This is a genomic window from Micromonospora sp. HK10 (assembly GCF_000982955.1).
Taxonomy (GTDB): domain Bacteria; phylum Actinomycetota; class Actinomycetes; order Mycobacteriales; family Micromonosporaceae; genus Micromonospora.
On record NZ_KQ058901.1, the window covers coordinates 1 to 17,796 of the forward strand.

General features: G+C 73.1%; 17 protein-coding genes. 9 read left to right on the forward strand and 8 right to left on the reverse strand.

All coding sequences use genetic code 11. The annotated features are described in order from the left end of the window. Positions 1–805: 805 nt before the first annotated feature. The gene (locus LQ51_RS30350; protein WP_046571702.1) at positions 806–1,018 is read right to left on the reverse strand and encodes a hypothetical protein; all 213 of its coding nucleotides are present in this window, start codon (positions 1,016–1,018) and stop codon (positions 806–808) included. A 214-nt stretch (positions 1,019–1,232) separates the two neighbouring features. Further along, entirely contained in the window at positions 1,233–2,669 is a 1,437-nt protein-coding gene (locus LQ51_RS30355; RefSeq protein ID WP_046571703.1) for an NYN domain-containing protein, read from the reverse strand. A gap of 126 nt (positions 2,670–2,795) precedes the next feature. Between LQ51_RS30355 and LQ51_RS30360 the strand changes: the two genes are divergently transcribed. The 5 genes from LQ51_RS30360 to LQ51_RS30380 all read left to right on the forward strand — a co-directional run bounded on the left by LQ51_RS30360 (position 2,796) and on the right by LQ51_RS30380 (position 8,558). Next, a complete protein-coding gene (locus tag LQ51_RS30360; RefSeq protein ID WP_046571745.1) occupies positions 2,796–4,553 on the forward strand; it encodes a DEDD exonuclease domain-containing protein in 1,758 nt (585 codons plus the stop codon). A gap of 128 nt (positions 4,554–4,681) precedes the next feature. After that, positions 4,682–6,472: a RelA/SpoT family protein gene (locus tag LQ51_RS30365; RefSeq protein WP_046571747.1), complete on the forward strand. Its 1,791-nt coding sequence runs from the start codon at positions 4,682–4,684 to the stop codon at positions 6,470–6,472. A 49-nt stretch (positions 6,473–6,521) separates the two neighbouring features. Next, complete coding sequence (locus tag LQ51_RS30370) at positions 6,522–7,061, forward strand: NUDIX hydrolase (protein WP_046571705.1); 540 nt, start codon at positions 6,522–6,524, stop codon at positions 7,059–7,061. 248 nt (positions 7,062–7,309) lie between these two features. Next, on the forward strand, positions 7,310–8,152 hold the full coding sequence (locus tag LQ51_RS30375; RefSeq protein ID WP_046571748.1) for a sugar phosphate nucleotidyltransferase: 843 nt from the start codon (positions 7,310–7,312) through the stop codon (positions 8,150–8,152). A 118-nt stretch (positions 8,153–8,270) separates the two neighbouring features. Further along, on the forward strand, positions 8,271–8,558 hold the full coding sequence (locus LQ51_RS30380; RefSeq protein WP_046571706.1) for an Lrp/AsnC family transcriptional regulator: 288 nt from the start codon (positions 8,271–8,273) through the stop codon (positions 8,556–8,558). Between the two features lie 61 nt (positions 8,559–8,619). On the opposite strand, the gene LQ51_RS30385 is transcribed toward LQ51_RS30380, so the two are convergent. From LQ51_RS30385 to LQ51_RS30405, 5 genes are all read right to left on the reverse strand, one after another. Continuing rightward, complete coding sequence (locus LQ51_RS30385) at positions 8,620–9,303, reverse strand: DUF4142 domain-containing protein (protein WP_046571708.1); 684 nt, start codon at positions 9,301–9,303, stop codon at positions 8,620–8,622. Between the two features lie 208 nt (positions 9,304–9,511). Further along, positions 9,512–11,143, reverse strand: coding sequence for a cytochrome bc1 complex cytochrome b subunit (locus LQ51_RS30390; protein ID WP_046571710.1), 1,632 nt, complete (start codon positions 11,141–11,143; stop codon positions 9,512–9,514). After that, positions 11,140–12,231, reverse strand: a complete 1,092-nt coding sequence (locus LQ51_RS30395; protein ID WP_046571712.1) for a cytochrome bc1 complex Rieske iron-sulfur subunit — start codon at positions 12,229–12,231, stop codon at positions 11,140–11,142. The genes LQ51_RS30390 and LQ51_RS30395 overlap by 4 nt, the downstream gene beginning before the upstream one ends. A 67-nt stretch (positions 12,232–12,298) precedes the next feature. Then, positions 12,299–13,132: a cytochrome bc1 complex diheme cytochrome c subunit gene (locus LQ51_RS30400; protein WP_046571713.1), complete on the reverse strand. Its 834-nt coding sequence runs from the start codon at positions 13,130–13,132 to the stop codon at positions 12,299–12,301. A gap of 72 nt (positions 13,133–13,204) precedes the next feature. Then, entirely contained in the window at positions 13,205–13,804 is a 600-nt protein-coding gene (locus LQ51_RS30405; RefSeq protein ID WP_046571714.1) for an aa3-type cytochrome oxidase subunit III, read from the reverse strand. Between the two features lie 108 nt (positions 13,805–13,912). On the opposite strand from LQ51_RS30405, the gene LQ51_RS30410 reads away from it, so the two are divergent. The 4 genes from LQ51_RS30410 to LQ51_RS30425 all read left to right on the forward strand — a co-directional run bounded on the left by LQ51_RS30410 (position 13,913) and on the right by LQ51_RS30425 (position 16,879). Further along, positions 13,913–14,866 (forward strand): cytochrome c oxidase assembly protein, encoded by a 954-nt coding sequence (locus LQ51_RS30410; RefSeq protein ID WP_046571715.1) that lies wholly within the window; start codon positions 13,913–13,915, stop codon positions 14,864–14,866. Between the two features lie 78 nt (positions 14,867–14,944). Beyond that, positions 14,945–15,343 (forward strand): response regulator, encoded by a 399-nt coding sequence (locus tag LQ51_RS30415; protein WP_046571716.1) that lies wholly within the window; start codon positions 14,945–14,947, stop codon positions 15,341–15,343. Positions 15,344–15,469: 126 nt separating this feature from the next. Beyond that, positions 15,470–16,516, forward strand: coding sequence for an anthranilate phosphoribosyltransferase (gene trpD / locus LQ51_RS30420; RefSeq protein ID WP_046571719.1), 1,047 nt, complete (start codon positions 15,470–15,472; stop codon positions 16,514–16,516). Positions 16,517–16,669: 153 nt separating this feature from the next. Continuing rightward, positions 16,670–16,879, forward strand: a complete 210-nt coding sequence (locus LQ51_RS30425; protein WP_046571721.1) for a hypothetical protein — start codon at positions 16,670–16,672, stop codon at positions 16,877–16,879. Positions 16,880–17,367: 488 nt separating this feature from the next. Here the strand turns inward: LQ51_RS30425 and LQ51_RS30430 are convergent, their stop codons facing one another. After that, the gene (locus tag LQ51_RS30430; protein ID WP_046571723.1) at positions 17,368–17,793 is read right to left on the reverse strand and encodes a cytochrome c oxidase subunit 4; all 426 of its coding nucleotides are present in this window, start codon (positions 17,791–17,793) and stop codon (positions 17,368–17,370) included. Positions 17,794–17,796 lie beyond the last annotated feature (3 nt).

The following is a 17,796-nucleotide window of genomic DNA, read 5'->3' on the forward strand; positions in this document are numbered from 1 at the left end:
GCCGGCGGCGGTGGCCGGCGGCGGTGGCGACCGCGCGAGTCGCGGCAAAGCGTGGTCTCGGCACCGGCGGAAGCCCCGACATACCGCAACCCGAGTCGATCACCGCCCGCCAGAGTTGCCGGCCGGCCAACGCCAAAATGCGGCCCAGCCCGGCCCCGACCAGCCCGGCCGGGGCAGTCACACGGGTTGCGGCAAAACGTGGCCTCCCCGCCCACGGAAGCCCCGACATACCGCAACCCGAGTCGATCATCGCCCACCAGAGATGCCGGCCGGCCAACGCCAAAGACGGCCCAGCCCGGCCCGGCCAGGGCAGTCACACCGGGTCGCGGCAAAACGTGGCCTCCCCGCCCACGGAAGCCCCGACATACCGCAACCCGAGTCGATCATCGGTCGGACGGAGACGCCGGCCGACGCACCGCCCGACAGACGCCAAATGCGGCCTGGCCCAGCCCGGACCAGCCCGGCCGGGGCAGTCACACGGGTTGCGGCAAAACGTGGCCTCAGCACCGGCGAAAGCCCCGACATACCGCAACCCGAGTCGATCACCGCCCGGCAGAGATGCCGGCCGGCCAACGCCAAAAGCGGCCCAGCCCGGCCCCGACCAGCCCGGCCGGGGCAGTCACACGGGTTGCGGCAAAACGTGGCCTCCCCGCCCACGGAAGCCCTGACATACCGCAACCCGAGTCGATCACGCATCGGACGGAGACGCCGACCGACGCACACCCCGGCCGGCCACACCCCGGCCGGCCCACACCCGGGCGCGGCCCTGGACCGGTCGGGGCATGCGGTGGTCGGGGACGGGTGGTCAGGCGACCCGGCGGCGGGGCCGGCGGGCGGGTCGGGCGGCGGGCGGCGGCAGCACCTCCACCTCGAAGCCGGCCCGGGCGAACACCTCGATCGCCCGGTGCTCGGCGGGGCCCAGGTCGGCCGCCGGCGAGTCGGTGTCGAGCAGCGCGGTCACCAGGCAGCCGGGACAGCCGGCGCCCCGGATCCCGCAGGTGTCGCAGTCGATGCGCATCAACGCCTCCTGACGCGTCGCCGGTGGCGGACGGGTGACCCCCGACCACCGTCGGTCACCACGACGCTAGGCCAGGGGTATGACAGAACCGGACAACGAGGCAACAGCCGCCCCGAACCCGATCATCGCGGCAACAGCCGCACCGAACCCGATCATCGCGGCAGCAGCCGCAGCGAACCGATCAGCAGGGCAGCGGTGGACCCGGTCATCGCGCTCAGGAACGGGCGAGCCGGCGCAGCAGCGAGTCCGCGCCCAGCGGGTAGGCGCCGTGCCGGCGTACCCCGTCGGCGACCTCCCGGTCGGAGGAGACCACGACGACCGGCCGCCCGGCCGGCTCGGCCCGGACCAGCCGGCGGATCAGCTCGTCGGCGGTCTCTCCCTTGCGGGAGAAGAGCACCCGCACGCCGCGCGGGGCGGGCGGCAACCCGTGGATGCGCTCGGCGCCGTCGAAGACCACGGTGACCTCGTCCCCGGTCTGCGCGGCGATCCCGCCCAGCCCGCTGATCAGCCGTTTGCGCTGCTGCTCCAGGGACATCTCGCCGAAGCCGCGCTTGGTGACGTTGTAGCCGTCGACGACGAGGTGCGCCTTCGGCAGCGCGAGGAGCTGGTCCAGCCGGGCCGGGTCGTCGGTGTCCCGGGCCCGGGTGGCCGCGCCGGCCTGGGTGGTGGCCGACTGGTCGGCGAACGCGTCGGCCACGAAGTCGGCGGGCATCCGGTCGACCGGATCCAGCGCCAGCTCCCGGCGCAGCCCCACGGCGGCCTGCCCGATGGTCTCGAGCAGCAGCCAGAGCTTCGCGTCATCGACCGAGCGGGCCTCCTTGGCGCTGGCCCGGGCCAGCCCGGCCGCGGCCTCCGCCTCGGCCAGCCGGGCCCGGGCCCGGCGCAGCTCGGCGTCGGCGTCGGCCGCCGCCCGCGCGGTCCGGCCCCGCTCGGTGGCCAGCATCTCGCCGGCCTTGCGCTCCCGGGCCTGGGTTTCCCGGAGGGTACGCGCCAGCTGGCGGGCCTCCTCGCGGAGCTGCCCCAGCTCCTCCCGGACCCGGGCCAGCTCGTCGCGGAGCTTCTCCGCCTCGACCCGGGCCACCGCGCGGTCGTGCTCGGCGCGGCTGGCCCGCTGCTCGGCCTCCCGGACCAGCTCGGCGACCACCGCGCTGTCCGCCTCGGCGCGCACCGCGGCCCCACTGGCGTCGATCAGCTCGCGCCAGCCGCGCGGCCGGGCCAGGTAGGCCAGGGCGGCCACCTCGACCGGGTCGGCGGCGGCCGGTGCGGTCCCCTCGACGACCGCGGCACCGAGGTCACCGGCGTCGGCCAGCACCCGTGCGGTGACCCGCTGCCGGAACAGCGGGTCGGCGGTGAGCTGGGCGGCGATGGCCGCGGCGCCGAGCCGGGCCCACCGGTTGGGGGCGAACTTGGCCACCCGGCGCAACGGGACGGGCACCTCGTCGGCGGGCAGGCCGGGCAGCACGGTGGCGGTCAGCGTGACGATCCGCTGGCGTACCGGCTCGGGAAGGACGGGCTCGGGCTCGGGGGCCGCGGCCGGGGCGTCCGGGCCGGCGTCGGCCGGCGGGTCGGGCGGGGTCTCACCGATGCCGGGCCCGCCGACCACCGGCTCCTCCGCGGAGAAGCGGTCGTCGTGCGGCTCGGTGAGGGGCATGTGGCAAGTCTCCCACCCCGAACGGGCCCACCGCCCGGTGAGTGAGCCGATCTCTCATCCTACCCCGCGGTGACGGTTGGGACCGCTGGGACGGGAGTGTCGGACCCGGCCGCTACCGTCCCGCGGGTGACCGCAGCGGAGTACGTCCAGGAGGCGCTGGCCGGCCTGGACCGGGTGGCGGGCGGCGGGGTCGACCCCGCGCTGCCGCTCTACGCGACCACCTTCGTGGTGGTCGACCTGGAGACCACCGGCGGTGCGCCCGACGGCGGCGGCATCACCGAGATCGGCGCGGTCAAGGTGCGCGGCGGCGAGGAGCTGGGCGTGCTGGCCACCCTGGTCAACCCGGGCGTGCCGATCCCACCGTTCATCACCGTGCTGACCGGCATCACCCAGGCCATGCTGCTGCCCGCCCCGCCGATCGAACAGGTGCTGCCGAGTTTCCTGGAGTTCATCACCGACGCGGTGCTGGTGGCCCACAACGCGCCGTACGACGTGGGTTTCCTCAAGGCCGCCTGCGTCAAGCACGGTTACCGCTGGCCCAATCCGCGGGTGCTGGACACCGCGGCGCTGGCCCGCCGGGTGCTGACCCGCGACGAGGTGCCCAACCGCAAGCTGGGCACCCTGGCGGCCTACTTCCGCACCGCCACCCAGCCGACCCACCGCGCGCTGGACGACGCCCGGGCCACCGTCGACGTGCTGCACGGGCTGATCGGGCGGCTCGGCGGGCACCGGGTGGACACGGTCGGCGAGGCGATCGAGTTCGCCCGGGCGGTCACCCCGACCCAGCGCCGCAAGCGGCACCTCGCCGACGGGCTGCCGAAGGTCCCCGGGGTCTACATCTTCCGGGCCGCCGACGACCGGCCGCTCTACGTGGGCACCTCCGGCGACATCGCCACCCGGGTGCGCAGCTACTTCACCGCCGCGGAGAAGCGGGCGCGGATCTCCGAGATGCTGGCCGCCGCCGAGCGGGTGGAGGCGGTGGAGTGCGCCCACTCGCTGGAGGCGGAGGTGCGCGAGCTGCGGCTGATCGCGGCGCACGCGCCGCCGTACAATCGCCGCTCCAAGTTCCCGGAGCGGCAGGTCTGGCTGAAGCTGACCGACGAGGCGTACCCGCGGTTGTCCATCGTGCGCGATCTCGCCCCGACCGACACCGCCTACCTCGGCCCGTTCCGGTCCAAGCAGGCCGCCGAGCTGGCCGCCGCCGGCTTCCACGACGCGGTGCCGCTGCGCCAGTGCACGCACCGGCTCTCCCGGCGCACCACCATGCCGGCCTGCGCGCTGGCCGAGCTGGGTCGCTGCCCGGCGCCGTGCGAACACCGGATCAGCCCGGCGGAGTACGAAGACGTCGCCGCCGCCCCGTTCCGCACGGCCACCACCGACGACCCGCGGGTGGTGGTGGACGCCCTGCTCTCCCGGATCGAGGCGCTCTCGGCCGCCCAGCGCTACGAGGAGGCCGCGGTGGTGCGCGGCCGGCTGGCCGCGGTGCTGCGCGCGGCGGTGCGGATGCAGCGGCTCGCCGCGCTGACCGGGATCGCCGAGTTGGCCGCCGCCCGCCCTGCCGCCCGGGGCGGCTGGGAGCTGGCGCTGGTCCGGCACGGTCGGCTGGCCGGCGCGGGCGTCTCCCCGCCCGGCGTCCACCCGCGACCGACCATCGCCGCGATCCGGGCCACCGCGGAGACGGTGCTGCCCGGGCACGGTCCGGTCCCGGCCGCCACCGCCGAGGAGACCGAACGGATCCTGTCCTGGTTGGAGCGACCGGAGACCCGGCTGGTGGAGGCCTCCGCCGGTTGGGCCTCCCCGATCAGCGGCGCGGGCCGGTTCCGGGGCCTGTTGGCGAAGGCGGAGAACGGAGGGTCCCGGCAACTCTCGACCGAACGCTCATGACCAAGTGTCCGATCGGACGACGTCACCTCGCTTAGGCTGTTGAAGAAGTGCAGTCCTGCCCGATTCGCGGGCCTGCTCCCGGTCGCCGGTCAGGGCGGCCCGGGGGCCCGGGTGAGGAGGTGTCCCAGGTGGACGTCGACGCCGGACACGGCGCCGCCCTGGGCGGCGCCCTTCCGACCCAGCCCGGCGACCTGCCGCTGACCCGCCGGCTACGCTCGCTGCTCACCTGGCCCACCACCGACAACGACCCGGTCACCGCGCTGGTCCGCGCACACCGCGGGATCCACGCCAGCGCCGACGCCTCGGTGCTGCGCCGGGCCTACACGATCGCCGAGAACATGCACCGCGGCCAGTTCCGCAAGAGCGGCGAGCCGTACATCACCCATCCGCTCGCGGTCGCCCAGATCTGCGCGGACCTCGGCATGGACACCATCACCCTGGTCGCCGCGTTGCTGCACGACACCGTCGAGGACACCCGCTACACCCTCCAGGCGCTCCAGGAGGACTTCGGCGGCGAGGTGGCCCACCTGGTCGACGGGGTGACCAAGTTCGACAAGGCGTTCTACGGCACGGCCGCCGAGGCGGAGACGGTCCGCAAGATGATCGTCGCGGCCGGCAAGGACGTCCGGGTGCTGATCATCAAGCTGGCCGACCGGCTGCACAACATGCGCACCCTCGGCGTGCGGTCCGCCGCCTCCCGGGAGCGGATCGCCCGCAAGACGCTGGAGGTGCTGGTTCCGCTCTGCGACCGGCTCGGCATCCAGACCCTCAAACGCGAACTGGACGACGTGGTGCTGCTGCACCTGCGCCCCGAGGAGCACGCGCGGATCGCCCGGCACGTGCACGACCGGCCGGGCTGGGACGCGTACCTCGACGACGTGGTGGCCCGGACGAAGGTGGCGTTGCGCCGCAACCGGGTCGACGCTGAGGTCTCGCCCCGCCCCCGGCACCTCTACTCGATCTGGAAGGACACGGTGGCCGGCGGGCACGCGGCCCCGTACGACCTGCCCCGCATCGCGATCGTGGTGGACGGTCCGGCGACCGACTGCTACGCCGCGCTCGGTGCGGTGCACGGGTTGTGGCGGCCGGTGCCGGGCCGGTTCAAAGACTTCATCGCCTCGCCGAAGAACAACCTCTACCGGTCCCTGCACACCAGCGTCTGCGGCCCGCACGACCGGACCGTGGAGGTGCTGATCCGCACCGAGGAGATGCACCGCGAGGCCGAGTACGGCATCGCCGCGCACTACCGCTTCCCCCGGGCGACCGGCCGGGCCACCGACCGCGCCGACGAGCTGGCCTGGCTGCGCCGGGTGCTCAACTGGGAGCAGGAGGCGGTCGACCCGACGCAGTTCATGGAGTCGCTGCGCTGCGACCTGGCGGAGGCGCAGATCCAGGTGGTCGCCGACGGGCGGCAGGTGGTCCTGCCGGCCGGCGCCACCCCGGTCGACCTCGCGTACGAGTTGGGCACCGAGCGGGGCGACCACTGCCTCGCCGCGCGGATCAACGGGCGGCTGGCGCCGCTCTCCTCCGAACTGGAGGAGGGCGACGTGGTGGAGATCTTCACCGAGAACGACGCGGAGAGCGGGTTCGAGGCCGACGCGGCCCCGCGCGGGCCGCGCCGCGAGTGGTTGGGCTTCGTCAAGTCGCCGCACGCCCAGATGCAGATCAACCGGTGGTTCGCCGAGCACACCGAGCCGGGCATCTCGATCGCCGACAAGGTACGCCTGGGCCGGGCCACCATCGGCCTGACCCTGCGCAAGCACAACCGGGGCCTGGCCAGTGACCTGCCGCTGCTGCGGCTGTCCGAGGAGCTGGGCTACCCCGACCTGGAGACCCTGCTGGTGGCGGTCTTCGACCGGGCGGTCGAGCCGGACGCCGTAGTCGAGCAGCTGATCGATCTGGTCGACCACCGCCAGTAGGTGAACGCCCGTCGCCCGGGCGGGCCGCGCGGCCACTAGCCTTACGGGCATGATCCCCCGCGCGCGTGCCACCGGACGGGCCCTCGGCTACCAGCTCTTCTACCGGCTGCCCGTGCCGCTGCGGCGACGGCTGGTCCGCCTCGCCGTGCCGAAGTACATCGTCGGCGCGGTCACGCTGGTCCGGGACGCGGAGGCCGAGGGGGCGGGGCGGATCCTGCTGCTGCGCCAGCCGCCCGGATACAGCTGGACCCTCCCGGCCGGCCTGCTTCAGCGCGGCGAGGCGCCGGTGGTCGGCGCGGCCCGCGAGCTGTACGAGGAGTCCGGCGTCCGGCTGGCCCCGGAGCGGCTCCGCCCGGCGGTGCCGAACGCGGTGGTACACGCCAAGGGCTGGGTGGACGTGGTCTTCGAGGCCGAGGTGCCGGCCTCCACGACGAAGTTGACGGTGGACGGCGCCGAGGTCTTCGAGGCGGCCTGGCACCCGCTGGACGACCTGCCCCGGCTGAGCCGGGCCACCGCCAACCTGCTCGCCCACTACGGCATCGGCCCGCGCGCCGGCGACACGCCGCCGGCGACGCCGTCCGGCTCGTGAGCGGCCCCGGCCCGCGCCGGCCCGGCGGCGCGCGACGGGCGACCGGCCCGGCCGGCCCGGACCGACCCGCGGGCCCGGCCGGTCGGGCCGGCACCGGCCCGGCCGGGGGCGAGCGCCCCACCGGCCCTGACGGCCCGCACGACCTGGACCACCGCGACGACCGGGGTGGTTCCGCCGCCGACGGGCAACCGGACGGGCCCGGCGGGCCCCGGGGCACGGGGTCGAGCGGTCCGGGCTGGCGGGCGGCGGTGGACGTCTGCGCGGTGGTGCTCGCCGCCGGCGAGGGCACCCGGCTGCGGCCGCTGACCGAGCGGGTGCCCAAGGCGCTCTGCCCGGTCGGCAACGTGCCGCTGCTGGACCGGGCCCTGACCCGGCTCGCCGGGCTCGGCCTGACCGGCCCGGGGCGGGTCGCGGTGAACGCCTGCTACCTGGGCGAGCAGGTGGTCGCCCGGGTCGGCGACCGGGCCCGGCTCTCGGTCGAGCCGGGTGCGCCGCTGGGCACCGCGGGTGGGCTGGGCAACCTGCGGGACTGGATCGCCGGCCGGGGCGTGCTGGTCGGCAACGCCGACGCGTACCTGGCGGATCCGGACGCCCCGCCGGGGCCGGACGTGGCGGCGCTGCTGGACGGCTGGGACGGGCGGAGCGTACGCCTGCTCGGCCAGCCGGCCGACGACCCGGCGGCCCCCGGCACCTTCAGCGGCCACCGGTTCGTGGGGTTCTCGCTGCTGCCGTGGCGGCTGGTCCGGGACCTGCCGGCGACCTTCGGTGACCTGGTCCGGGCGGTGTGGCGGCCGGCGGAGGCAGCCGGCGCGCTGGAGGTGGTGCCCTACCGAGGGGTCTTCGTGGACACCGGCACCCCGGCCGACTACCTGGCGGCCAACCTGCACGCGGCCGGCGACGGCTGCCTGGTCGACCCGTCGGCCACGGTGACCGGGCCGGTGCACCGGGCGGTGGTCGGGGCGGGCGCGAGCGTGCGCGGCGCGGCCACCCGGGCGGTGGTCTGGCCCGGTGCGACGGTACGGGCGGACGAGCAGCTCACCGACGCGATCCGGGTCGGCGCGGACCTGACCGTCCCGGCGGGGCGGACCTGACCCGTCCCGGCGGCGCGGACCTGACCGGCCCGGCGGGGGCGGATCGAGCGGCCGGGGACGGCGTGAACGGCACAACCTTTAGCATGGGCGACGACGCCGACGAACGGAGAAATGTCCCGTGATCACCGCGATCGTGCTGATCGACTGCGCCACCGACTCCATTCCCGAGGTGGCCGAGACCCTGGCCAACCTGCCCGGTGTCAGCGAGGTCTACTCGGTGGCCGGGCACGTCGACCTGATCGCCCTGGTGCGGGTCCGCGAGTTCGACCAGATCGCCCAGGTCATCGCCGGCAGCATCTCCAAGGTGCCGGGCGTGATCGACACGGAGTCGCACATCGCGTTCCGGGCGTACTCGCAGCACGACCTGGAGGAGGCGTTCGCGATCGGGCTGGCCAACGCCGACTGAGCACGCCGGTGGCCGGCCCACCCCGGCGGGGCGGGCCGGCCACGGTCGGCCGTGCGGTGGGTCAGCTCTGGCCGGGCACCGGGGTCTCCGTGGTGCCCGGAGCGGGCTCCTCGGTGCCGGTGCCGCCGCCCGGAGCCGGCGACTCGGTCTCGGTGCCACCCGGAGCCGGCGACTCGGTACCACCCGGGCTGGGCGTGCCGCTGGCGCTGGCCTGCGGGACCGGGACACCCAGGGTCTGGGCCAGGGCCACCAGGGCGTCGTAGTGCGCCTGGAGCACCGGCAGCGCGTCCTGGGCGATCTGGACCACCGACTGCTCGGAGCCCTGCGAGATCTCCGTCTGGGTGGCCTGGATGGCCTGGACGTGGCCGGCCAGCTGGGCGGTCACCCACGCCTTGTCGAACTCGGCGCCGCTGACGTTGTTCAGCCGGTCGAGGACCTTCTGCTGGTCGGCGGTCGGGTCGCCCGGCAGCTGGACGTTCAGCTGCTGCGCGGTGGACTGCACCGTCTGGTCCAGCTGGGTGTGGTCCGTGACGAACATCTTGCCCAGGTCCTTGACCTGCTGGTTCTTGCCCTTCTGCTGCGCCAGGTTACCTGCCGTGATCTCGAACAGGTTGACCTGGTGCACCGCCTGCAGGTACTGGGTGTCCTGCGTCGACGGCTGCGCCGCGGCCTGCGCGGCCGCTGCGGGTGCCAGGCCGACGAGCACCAGCGCGGCCAGCAGGCCCAGGCGTTTGATTCCCAACATGCTTTCCCCCCCTTGAGACGTTGGACCGCACGGATACCCGGCTGACCGGGGTTATTCCTGCGATTCCACCCGTCCGTGTCGGGGAGCGGCGAGGTGGTGGAGCGGCACCGCCGGTCACCCGACGGGCGGGACGGGACGAACGGCCCGGAAACGGCCGTGGCGCCCGCCGGAGATCCGGCGGGCGCCACGGTGCGCTGTTTCTCGGGGGTCAGCGCCGGCTCTCGCCGCTGCCGATCTCCTCGCGCTCCGCTCGGGGCTCGACCGGCGGGTGCCCCGGCGAGACCGGCGCCTCGGCCGGCTTCTCGATCGGGTAGAAGAAGCCCCGGATGGCCGGGCCGAGGGCCCCCAGCCGGTTCATCTTCTTGGGGACCACCCAGCCGACGTAGTCCAGCGCCGGGCCGTGGCCGTCGTGCCCGTCGACCGCGGTGAGCGGCTGGTGGACCTCGACGAACCGGCCGTCGGGCAGCCGCTTGATGATGCCGGTCTCCACGCCGTGCGCCAGGACCTCGCGGTCGTGCTGCTGCAGGCCCAGGCAGATCCGGTACGTGAAGTAGTAGGCCAGCGGCGGGAGGACCAGCAGCCCGATCCGGCCCGCCCAGGTCATCGCGTTCAAGCTGATGTGGAACTTGTCGGCGATGACGTCGTTGGCGCCGGAGAGGGTCAGCACGATGTAGAAGGCGACCGCCATGGCGCCCACCGCGGTCCGGGCCGGCACGTCCCGGGGCCGCTGGAGCAGGTTGTGGTGCTTGTAGTCCTTGAGGCGGCGCGCCTCCAGGAACGGGTACATCGTCGACAGGCCGACCAGGATGCCGGGCAGCACGACCGTCGGCCAGAACAGCGGCGGGATGACGTACCCGTCGCCGATCGGGATGGAGATCTCCCAGGCCGGCATGAGGCGGGTCGAGCCGTCGAGGAACATGACGTACCAGTCGGGCTGGCTGGCCGCCGAGACCACCCACGCCTCGTACGGGCCGAAGTACCAGATCGGGTTGATCTGGAACAGGCCGCCGAAGAGCGCGATCACGCCGAAGACGACCATGAAGAAGCCGCCCTGCTTGAGCGCGTAGCGCGGGAACATCCGCTCGCCGACCACGTTCTCGTTGGTCCGGCCGGGGCCGGGCCACTGGGTGTGCTTCTGCTTGAACACCAGGCCCAGGTGCACGCTGATCAGCGCCACCAGCAGGCCCGGGATGAGCAGCACGTGGGCGATGAAGAAGCGGCTGATGATGATGGTGCCCGGGAACTCCCCGCCGAAGATCGACGAGCTGACCCAGGAACCGATCACCGGGATCGACAGGATGATGCCGGAGGCGATCCGCAGGCCGGTGCCGGAGAGGCCGTCGTCCGGCAGCGAGTAGCCGGTGAAGCCGGCCAGGAAGCCGACCCAGAACAGCAGCGAGCCGATGATCCAGTTCGTCTCCCGCGGCTTGCGGAACGCGCCGGTGAAGAAGACCCGCAGCATGTGCACCACGATCGCGGCCATGAACAGCAGGGCCGCCCAGTGGTGCATCTGCCGCATGATCAGACCGCCGCGGACGTCGAACGAGATGTCCAGGCTGGAGGCGTACGCGGCGGACATCGGGGTGCCCCGCAGCGGCGCGTAGCTGCCGTCGTAGGTCACCTCGGTCATCGCCGGCTCGAAGAAGAAGGTCAGGAAGACACCGGTCAGCAGCAGGACGATGAACGAGAAGAGCGCGATCTCGCCCAGCAGGAAGGACCAGTGGTCGGGGAAGACCTTGTTCAGCAGCTTGCGCAGCGGGGTGGACACCTGGAAGCGGTCGTCCACCGCCCCGGCGGTCTTGGCCGGCAGCGCGGCCGCATCAAACTTTCGGCGCTTCATGGCCGCTCCCAGAAGTCGGGACCGATGGTTTCGGTGTAGTCGGACTTCGCCACGAAGAAGCCCTCCTCGTCGACCTCGATCGGCAGCTGCGGCAGCGGCCGGTTCGCCGGGCCGAAGATCGGCTTGGCGTTGTCGGTGATGAGGAACTGCGACTGGTGGCAGGGGCAGAGCAGGCGGTTGGTCTGCTGCTCGTAGAGGCTGGCCGGGCAGCCGGCGTGCGTGCAGATCTTGGAGAACGCGACGAAGTTGCCCCACATGTAGTCGCCGTGTCCCTTGGTCGCGTTCGCCGCGCGGGACTTCTGCGCGTCGTCCTCGCGCAGGTGGATCAGCAGGGTGGGCGAGTCGGCGTACTTGTTGCTCACTCCGCCGTCGACGCCCGGGAAGACCGTGAGCTGGCCGCCGACGCTGACGTCGGCGGGGCGGATCGGCCGGCCGTCCTCCCGGATCAGCCGGATCTTGGTCTTGCCGCCGTCGGCCGGCGCGAAGCCGGTGGTGAACATCTGGTTGTTGTCGTGCGGGTTCTTGATCAGCCCACCGATCAGCGGCGCCGCGGCGACCGCGCCGACCGGTGCCAGGCCGGCGAGCAGCGAGATGCCGAGCAGCGGCCGGCGCCGTACGCCCATCTCGTCGGCCATGTAGAGCATCGTCTGGCCGGTGATCTTGCGTTCCTCCGGGGAGCCCGGCTGGTCGTGCCGGTCCTGGATCGAGACCTCCTTGGGCAGCAGCTTCTTGCCCCAGGTGAGGATGCCGAAGCCGATGCCGAGCAGCGCGACACCGAGGGTCAGGCCGAGCAGCGGGGTGTAGAGCTTGTCGCCGCCGCGACCGGCCTTCCACTCCCACGGCCACCAGATGTAGATGATCAGGAACGCGGTGGCGGCCAGGCCGGTCAGCAGGAAGAACGACGCGACGGTACGGGTCATCCGGCGCTCGGCCCGGCTGCCGGGCACGACCTGCGGCTCGTAGTGGACGATCTCGATGTCGTCCCGCCGGGCGCCCTCCTGGACGATGTCGAACCGGGACACCCGGGGGTCGTTCACGTCGAGCGGCTCCCGGCCCTGCGGGGCCTGGTGCTCGGTGTGGGTGCTCATGCCGTCACCTCGCTACGGGTGACGCCGGGGGTCGGCGTCACAGCACTGAAACGAATGATCCGCTCGGTCACGACTTGCCTGCAATCCACAGGCTCGCGAAGACCAGCGCGACGATGCCGACCAGGAAGATCGCCAGACCCTCGGTCGACGGGCCGTACCGGCCCAGGTTGAAACCGCCCTGGTCCTGGTTGTGCTTCAGGGTCTCCTGGATGTAGGCGATGATGTCCGCCTTCTGCTCCGGAGTGATCTGGTTGTCACCGAACACCGGCATGTTCTGCGGGCCGCTCAGCATCGCGGCGTAGATCTGCCGGTCGCTGGCCGGTTGCAGGCTCGGCGCGTACTTGCCGGAGGAGAGCGCACCACCGCCGGCGCCGAAGGCGTGGCACTGCGAGCAGTTGATCCGGAACAGCTCGCCACCGGTGGACAGGTTGGCGCCCTCGCGCAGGTTGCCGTTGGGCACCTGCGGGCCGCCGCCCAGCTCCTGGATGTACTGGCCGAGCTGGCGCACCTGCTCGTCGGTGAAGTGCGGAGGCTTGCGCATGGCCTGGGCCTCCTGCCGGGCCATCGGCATGCGACCGCTGCTGACCTGGAACTCGACCGAGGCGGACCCGACGCCGATCAGGCTCGGACCGCGACCCTCGACGCCCTGCGCGTTGCGACCGTGACACGTCACACAGCTCACGTCGAACAGCGCCTTGCCCTCGTTCGCGGCGGCGCTCAGGGGCGGGTTGTCCTGCGCCTGCACACCGGGGGCGAAGACGGTGTAGGCGCCGCCGGCCAGCATCAGCGCGGCGGCCAGCCGGACCGCGGCACCCAGCCGGCGGCGGCCCCTGCTGCGCGCTACGGGCCGCCCGCGCAGCCGCGCGAGCAGACCGCGTCGGCGGTCGTTGTCAGAAGTCATGACCTGTGTCCTTAACCGGTTGGACCTTGTCTCAGGGGACGGAGCAGCGGCGCGGTTCGTGACGCGCCAAGATCACTGGAGCCAGTAGATCATGGCGTAGAGCCCGATCCACACGACGTCGACGAAGTGCCAGTAGTAGGACACGACGATGGCGGACGTCGCCTGCGCCGGGGTGAACCGGCCCATGGTCGTACGGACCATGAAGATGATGAAGGCGATCAGACCGCCGGTCACGTGCAGGCCGTGGAAGCCGGTGGTCAGGTAGAACATCGACCCGTACCCGTCGGCGTTGATCTTGACGCCCTCGTGGACCAGGGTGCGGTACTCGTTCGCCTGGCCGAGGACGAAGATCAGACCCATCACGAAGGTGATGGTGAACCACCGGCGGAGGGCGTGCACGTCGCCCTTCTCGGCCGCGAAGACACCGAGCTGGCAGGTCACCGAGGAGAGCACCAGGATCACCGTGAAGGTGGTCGCATAGGGGATGTTCAAGATCTCGGTGTGCTTCTCCCACTGCTCCGGCGCCGCCGCGCGGATCGAGAAGTACATCGCGAACAGCGCCGCGAAGAACATGAGTTCGCTGGAGAGCCACACGATCGTCCCGACGCTGACCATGTTGGGCCGCGTCAGGGAGTGGATCCGGCTCTTGTCAATGGCTGGGGCCGCAGTCACGCGGTCATTATTGCCCTTGACCGGGACCGACGATCAGCGGGGTGGCAAACCTGCGCCATCCGTGGCCCGATCGGGGTGGTCCGCTTCGCCTGACCTACCCTGAAAAGCGTGCTGCACGTCGATCCGATCTTCGCCGCCACCTCGGGTGCCGTCGCGACCACCCTGGCCGACGGCGGCGGGAGCCTGCCGCCGTTCACCGTCGCCCGGGTCTTCACCGAGGCCCGGCTCGACAACTGGCTCGGCCTCGCGCTGGTGCTCGCCGCCGGCCTCTACCTCTACGGGGTGTACCGGCTGCGGCTGCGCGGCGACCGCTGGCCGGCGGTCCGTACCATCTGCTTCCTCGGCCCGGGCCTGGGCGGCATCGCCGCGGTGACGCTCAGCGGCCTGGGCGCCTACGACACCACGCTGCTGTCGGTGCACATGGTGCAGCACATGGTGCTCTCCATGGTCGCGCCGATCTTCCTGGCCCTCGGCGCGCCGATCACCCTGGCCCTGCGCACCCTGCCGGTGCGGCCCCGCAAGCGGCTGCTGGCGGTCGTGCACAGCCGGGTCGCCCGGGTCTACAGCTTCCCGCTGGTGGCCTTCGCCATCTTCGTGGTGAACCCGTTCGCGCTCTACTTCACCGACCTGTACGGCTACACCCTCGAGCACGGCTGGGCGCACGAGCTGGTGCACGCCCACTTCATCGCCACCGGCTGCGTCTTCTTCTGGCCGCTGCTCGGCCTGGACCCGCTGCCCGGGCGCTGGCCGTACCCGGCCCGGGCGCTGCTGATGGTGCTCTCCGTGCCGTTCCACACCGTGCTCGGGCTCACCATCATGCAGAGCACCACCCTGCTCGGCGGCGACTGGTACCCGTCGCTGCGGCTGAGCTGGTCGGACCCGTGGAACGACCAGGTGGTCGCCGGCGGCGTGCTCTGGGCCGGCGGCGAGTTCGTCAGCGTCACCATGCTGGCCGTGCTGGTGGTCCAGTGGATCAAGCAGTCCGAGCGGGAGGCCCGCCGGCTGGACCGCGAACTGGACCGCCAGGAGGCCCGCGAGCGCGCCGCGGAGGCGAGCGCCTGACCGACAGGGCGGAGCGACGGGCCGGATGTGACGCCCGCTACGATCAGCGGGCAGCTACGAGGTGGGAGCAAGTAAGGCATGAGCGATCGTCTGTGCACCGTCCTGCTCTACAGCGACGACCCCAAGGTCCGCGACCGGATGCGGCTCGCGGTCGGCACCCGACCCGCGCCGGGGCTCCAGATCGAGTTCGCCGAGGCGTCCGATTACGCCGAGTGCATCCGGCTGGTCGACGACTACGAGATCGACCTGCTGCTGCTCGACGGCGAGGCCAGTCCCGGCGGCGGCATCGGGGTCGCCCGCCAGATCAAGGACGACCGGGACGACGCCCCGCTGACCTGCGTGGTGATCGCCCGGGCCGCCGACCGCTGGCTGGCCGCGTACGCCGAGGTCGACGCCACCCTCACCTACCCGCTCGACCCGGTGACCGCCGGCACCACCGTCGCGGAACTGCTGCAGCGCACCGCCGCCGCGGCCTGATCCACAGCACCCTCGGCGTCACGGCGACGCGGCCGTGACGCCGCCTTCGGCCCTGATCCGCCCCTGAGCCGCCGCCCGGGCGGATCGGCCGCCACACCCGCCCTCCACGCGCTCGGGAGGCCCGCCATGGGCGAACGGACCTGGCCGCTGCTGCTCAACGCGCTGCTGCGCGGCGAGGAGCTCTCCACCACCGACGCCGCCTGGGCGATGGACGAGATCATCACCGGTGCCGCCAGCCCGGCCCAGGTGGCCGGCTTCATGGTGGCGTTGCGGGCCAAGGGCGAGACCCCGGCCGAGTTGGCCGGCCTGGTGGCGGCGATGCTCGACCGGGCGGTCCCGGTCGAGCTGCCGGAGGAGGTCCGGGCCACCGCGCTGGACGTGGTCGGCACCGGCGGTGACCTGGCCCACACGGTCAACATCTCCACCATGTCCGCGCTGGTGGCGGCCGGTGCCGGGGTCCGCGTGGTCAAGCACGGCAACCGGGCCGCCTCCTCCTCGTGCGGCACCGCCGACCTGCTCGAACACCTGGGCGTGCCGCTGGACCTCACGCCCGAGCAGGTGGCCCGGTGCGTCACCGAGGCCGGCATCGCCTTCTGCTTCGCGGGCCGCTTCCACCCCGGCATGCGGCACGCGGGCCCGGTCCGCCGGGAGATCGGCGTGCCCACCGCGTTCAACTTCCTCGGCCCGCTGACCAACCCGGCCCGCCCCCGGGCCGGCGCGGTCGGCTGCTTCGACCTGCGAATGGCCCCGGTGATGGCGGCCGTCTTCGCCGCCCGGGGCGACTCGGTGGTGGTGCTGCGCGGCGAGGACGGGCTGGACGAGTTCACCACGGCCGCCCCCACCCGGCTCTGGGTGGCCCAGCAGGGCACCGTCAGGGAGGCGCTGCTGGACGCGGTGGACCTCGGGGTGCCCCGGTCCACCCTGGCCGATCTGCGGGGCGCTGACGCCCCGTACAACGCCGGCGTGGCCCGGCGGCTGCTGGCCGGCGAGACCGGCCCGGTACGCGACGCCGTGCTGGTGAACGCCGGGGTGGCGTTGGCCACCCAGGGCCCGCTCGACGGCGACCTGCACGAGGCGGTCCGTGCCGGCATGGCCCGGGCCGCGGAGTCCATCGACTCGGGCGCGGCAGCGGCCACCCTGGAGCGCTGGCTCGAGGTCACCCGCTCCCTCTGAGCCGGCGGCGGGGGCGGCCCCGGCCGGAAGTGTCGGACCGGCGTGCCAAACTACACGGGAGTAATTTTCCGTTTTCCGCCGGTCCGCGTCCGGTGGAGGCCGGCCGGGGTGAACGTTCCGTCCCCGGGCGGCACGGAACGAGAGGAGAGGCCCGTGTCGGACCGCGAACTCCACTGCGACGCCTGCCAGGACGTCCTGCCGTTCGAGGCTCCGCCCTGCGTCGACGGGCACGGCGCCGACTGCCCCGAGCTGGTCTGCACCGGCTGCGGCGCGGCCGTGCTGATCGCCACCGTCGCCGTCCGACCCCCGCGCCTGGGCCAGCGTCGCCGCAACTCCCGACCGGTCCAGCGCCGCGCCGCCTGACCCCGGCCCCACCGGGCTCTGCCCGCGGGTGCGCCGCCCCGGCGCTGCCCGCCGTTGTCCACCGGGCCCGGCGGCCGGTCGGTGCCTCCCGCTCGGCCTCGACCCCCGCACGCTCCGGTCGCCCGCCGTCCAATCAGCGCCCACCTACCTGACCCCGCGCGCTCCGGTCGCCCGCCGCCCGATCAGCGCCTACCGACGTGATGTCGTAGGTGATTCATCAGCATCCCTGGCGGCACAGCCCGGCTGAATCATCCACGTCATCAGGTTGGTAGCCGCTCCCCGGTCCTGACCAGCCCTGCCGTGGACGCCCACACCTCACGCCGACCGTCCGCCGGCGCGGTCCCGGAAGCCCTTGTTCAGGCAGTCCGACGGGCGCCCCGGAGCCGCAGATCGGGGCCGTAGCCGAAACGGCCCACGTCCGGGGGCCAGAGCCGAAACGGCCCACGTCCGGGTGGACGCGGGCCGTTCGCGGATGTCGTGTCGTCGGGTCAATGCTCGGCGGTGCGACGGGTACCGCTGTAGTACTCGAAGAGCAGGCCGCAGGCGGCGAAGACCACCGCGACCAGGCCCGCCGCGAGCAGCCACATCTGCCAGTACACCAGGCCGAGGCCGGCGATCGACGCGGCCAGGGCCAGGCCGAACGGCCAGTAGCTGCCCGGGCTGAAGAAGCCGATCTCCCCCGCGCCGTCGGCGATCTCGCCGTCCGCCCGGTCCTCCGGACGCAGGTCGATCCGGCGCGAGACGAACCAGAAGAAGCCGCCGCACATCGAGGTCAGCAGGCCGGAGAGGAGCAGCGCCACGGTGCCGACCCACTCCACCCGGCCGCCCTCGCCGTACGTCCAGGCGCCGTAGAGGATCGTAACGCCGTAGAGGAACGTCGAGACGATCAGGAAGATCTTCCACTCGGTCTTCATGCC

What these genes read in the sequence shown, in the direction of transcription:
- LQ51_RS30350 (WP_046571702.1), bottom strand. Translation starts at nt 1,018, where the DNA reads ATGCGCATCGACTGCGACACCTGCGGGATCCGGGGCGCCGGCTGTCCC.
- LQ51_RS30355 (WP_046571703.1), bottom strand. Translation starts at nt 2,669, where the DNA reads ATGCCCCTCACCGAGCCGCACGACGACCGCTTCTCCGCGGAGGAGCCG.
- LQ51_RS30370 (WP_046571705.1), top strand. Translation starts at nt 6,522, where the DNA reads ATGATCCCCCGCGCGCGTGCCACCGGACGGGCCCTCGGCTACCAGCTC.
- LQ51_RS30385 (WP_046571708.1), bottom strand. Translation starts at nt 9,303, where the DNA reads ATGTTGGGAATCAAACGCCTGGGCCTGCTGGCCGCGCTGGTGCTCGTC.
- LQ51_RS30390 (WP_046571710.1), bottom strand. Translation starts at nt 11,143, where the DNA reads ATGAAGCGCCGAAAGTTTGATGCGGCCGCGCTGCCGGCCAAGACCGCC.
- LQ51_RS30395 (WP_046571712.1), bottom strand. Translation starts at nt 12,231, where the DNA reads ATGAGCACCCACACCGAGCACCAGGCCCCGCAGGGCCGGGAGCCGCTC.
- LQ51_RS30400 (WP_046571713.1), bottom strand. Translation starts at nt 13,132, where the DNA reads ATGACTTCTGACAACGACCGCCGACGCGGTCTGCTCGCGCGGCTGCGC.
- LQ51_RS30415 (WP_046571716.1), top strand. Translation starts at nt 14,945, where the DNA reads ATGAGCGATCGTCTGTGCACCGTCCTGCTCTACAGCGACGACCCCAAG.
- trpD (WP_046571719.1), top strand. Translation starts at nt 15,470, where the DNA reads ATGGGCGAACGGACCTGGCCGCTGCTGCTCAACGCGCTGCTGCGCGGC.
- LQ51_RS30430 (WP_046571723.1), bottom strand. Translation starts at nt 17,793, where the DNA reads ATGAAGACCGAGTGGAAGATCTTCCTGATCGTCTCGACGTTCCTCTAC.